Here is a 2,859-nt window from a genome sequence, read left to right as displayed (position 1 = left end):
CTGCCGGAAAGCTGCTTGGGCAAAGAGCTGTATCTGAATATGTACAGCATGAAAGAATATGTCGGCAAAAGTTTTGTGAACCAATGGCGTCAACAAGGCGGTACGGTTTCAGACGGCCTGACGACAGGTGTCGCGCCTCATGATGCGCATGTGTTGGCAAGCCATCAATCCAAACCGCTTACCGATATCCTCACCGATATGAACAAGCATTCCAATAATCTGATTGCCCGTTCGGTTTTCCTTAAATTTGCCGGAAACATGTCTGATTACAAGCTGGCGCAGGCCAAGGCTGCCTCTATTGTAAAAAGCGAGCTGGCGGTTGCAGGTATCAATACGGAAGGGCTGGTGTTGGAAAACGGCTCAGGCCTGTCTCGCGTCGAACGACTCAATGCGCGCATGATGGCGCAAATGTTGGAAAAAGCCTACTTCAGCCCGTTTAAAAACGAGTTTATCAGTACGCTGCCGATTGCCGGTAAAGACGGTACGCTTAAAACACGCTTGAAACAGCCCGGTGAAAACCTGCGCCTCAAAACCGGTACGCTTAAAGATGTCCGCGCATTGGCAGGGTATTGGTTGGGCGAAAAGCCGTTGCTGGTTGTCGTGATTATCAACAGCCAAAAATCAACCGATTATTTACGCGACTTGGATAAGCTGGTGTCTAAAATTGTTCAGCCGGGCGGAGATCATTGGATTGATGCTAAGGCTTCCTGCATGATTAGGTATCAGGCTTGATAAGCTAAAAAAGGCCGTCTGAAAATGTATTGACGTTTTCAGACGGCCTTTGTGTAAGAAGGGGAGGTAAGTATCTATGTCTATTTTGGAAGATGATCTAGGGATTTGATGAATAAGCGTTTGGTGTGAATCAGCTTGAAATATATGGTCTTTCAGGATTTAAACCATATGTCTGCTTTATTGTGCTGTCCTGTTTATACTATTTAAAAAGCTCGATTTTTTATAAAAAGGATAGGGTATAGACGAAAAAAATACCGGTAAAAACCGGTATTTTTTATTTTTAACTTGATGGCGCGGCGGACGGGGCTCGAACCCGCGACCCCCGGCGTGACAGGCCGGTACTCTAACCAACTGAGCTACCACCGCGCATCCATTGCCAGAGACAATGAAAAGGAAAGTGGTGGGTGATGACGGAGTCGAACCGCCGACATTCTGCTTGTAAGGCAGACGCTCTACCAACTGAGCTAATCACCCGAAAAAGGGAGATACTGAGGAATCAGCATTTCTAAATAATGGCGCGGCGGACGGGGCTCGAACCCGCGACCCCCGGCGTGACAGGCCGGTACTCTAACCAACTGAGCTACCACCGCGCATCCACTGTCAAAGACAATGAAAAAGAAACTTGGTGGGTGATGACGGAGTCGAACCGCCGACATTCTGCTTGTAAGGCAGACGCTCTACCAACTGAGCTAATCACCCATGCGAAAAATTGCGAAGACGCTATTAAACCAAAAAATCCTGATGCGCGCAAGATTTATTTGCCAATAATTAGATATCTCCCTGCAAGCACCAGTTTTCAAAGGAAATAATTTCTTCCTGCTTGCCTGCGACAACCAAAATGTCGCCGGGTTCCAGAACAAAATCAGGGTCAAGGTCCTGGATTTTTCCAGTATTGCGGCGGATAAACAATAGTTTCAGATAATGCGCTGCCAATGGCAATTCACGGATGGTTTTACCGATGGCGTGTGCCTTGCCTTGCAATGGGAAGGCATGGCGGCAGACGGCCTTGCTGTCCTCGTCGGAGAAGCTGTCATCATCACTGCCGACAAATAAGTCTTGTAAAGATGCATAGCGGCTGTGACGGATGTGGGTTATGGTTTGATAAACATGGTTGTAGGAGAGGCCGTGGCCCAACATGGCATAGCTTGCCAGTACCAAGCTGGTTTCTTTGGTATCGGAGACAGTTTCTTCCGCACCCATTTCGGTAAAGGTTTTAACGTAATCGTCATTGGTGGCGCGAACATAAACCGGCATGCTCGGATGCATGGACATAATGTTGCCGAGAACATGTTGGGTTTCGTGCATATTGTTCAGCGTGATGACCACCATTTTGGCGCGTCCCAAGCCGGCGGCTTCCAAGACTTCGCGGCGTTTGGCATCGCCAAAGGAAACCGGTTCGCCTGCGTTGCGTGCCACTTGTACGCGGGCAATGTCCAAGTCAAGGGCAAAGTAGGGGATGCCTTCTTGCGCCAATACACGGGCAACCGATTGACCGCCGCGTCCGAAACCGATAATCAGGACGTGTTCGGATTTGCTCATGGTTTCCACCAGCATAGAGTGTAAGTCCAAGGCTTTCATGTCCCAGTCGGATTTAACGAAGCGACTGACGATGGCATCGCTGCTGCCCAAAATGAATGGCGCGGCAATCATGGAGAGCAAGACGGCTGCAGTGGCTGCTTGTTCCAATTCGGGCGAAACCATATTGATTTTGCTGGAAATGGCCAGCATCACGAAGCCGAACTCGCCGCCTTGTGCCAAATAAAGCGCACTTTTGAGGCTGTCGCCCACAGGGTTTTTCATGCGTAAAGCGATGATGAAGACGACCAGTGCTTTCAAGACCAACAAGATTGCCAACAAAATCAGGATTTGCTGCCAGTTGCCGATCAGTGCCTGAATATCCAGCTTCATGCCGACGGTAATGAAGAAGAAGCCCAGCAGGATATCGCGGAATGGACGGATGTCGTCTTCTACCTGAATGCGGTATTCGGTTTCGGAAAGCAACATGCCGGCGACGAATGCGCCCAATGCCATAGACAGGCCTTCAAGCTCTGTCAGATAGGCCACGCCCAAAGTAACCAGCAAAACATTGATCATGAAGAGTTCGGACGATTTGCGTTTGGCAACCAG

The 2,859-nt window shown here is 49.3% G+C and carries 2 protein-coding genes and 4 tRNA genes; 1 reads left to right on the top strand and 5 read right to left on the bottom strand.

All coding sequences use genetic code 11. The features are described from left to right. A partial coding sequence (gene dacB, locus ACTHSP_RS19275) for a D-alanyl-D-alanine carboxypeptidase/D-alanyl-D-alanine endopeptidase (protein WP_440346702.1) occupies nt 1–732 on the top strand: 732 nt, incomplete at its 5' end. 289 nt (nt 733–1,021) lie between these two features. Here dacB and ACTHSP_RS19270 read toward each other — a convergent pair. From ACTHSP_RS19270 to ACTHSP_RS19250, 5 genes are all read right to left on the bottom strand, one after another. Next, nucleotides 1,022–1,098, bottom strand: a tRNA-Asp gene (locus ACTHSP_RS19270). Between the two features lie 32 nt (nt 1,099–1,130). After that, nucleotides 1,131–1,206 (bottom strand) — tRNA-Val (locus ACTHSP_RS19265). A 39-nt stretch (nt 1,207–1,245) separates the two neighbouring features. Then, nucleotides 1,246–1,322: transfer RNA gene (locus tag ACTHSP_RS19260), tRNA-Asp, on the bottom strand. A 33-nt stretch (nt 1,323–1,355) separates the two neighbouring features. Continuing rightward, nucleotides 1,356–1,431 (bottom strand) — tRNA-Val (locus ACTHSP_RS19255). Between the two features lie 69 nt (nt 1,432–1,500). Then, a partial coding sequence (locus ACTHSP_RS19250) for a cation:proton antiporter domain-containing protein (RefSeq protein WP_440346701.1) occupies nt 1,501–2,859 on the bottom strand: 1,359 nt, incomplete at its 5' end.

It is taken from the genome of Neisseria sp. P0001.S005 (assembly GCF_051963715.1).
The sequence above is the reverse complement of the archived record's forward strand: the minus strand, read 5'-3'. Positions and strand labels throughout refer to the sequence as shown.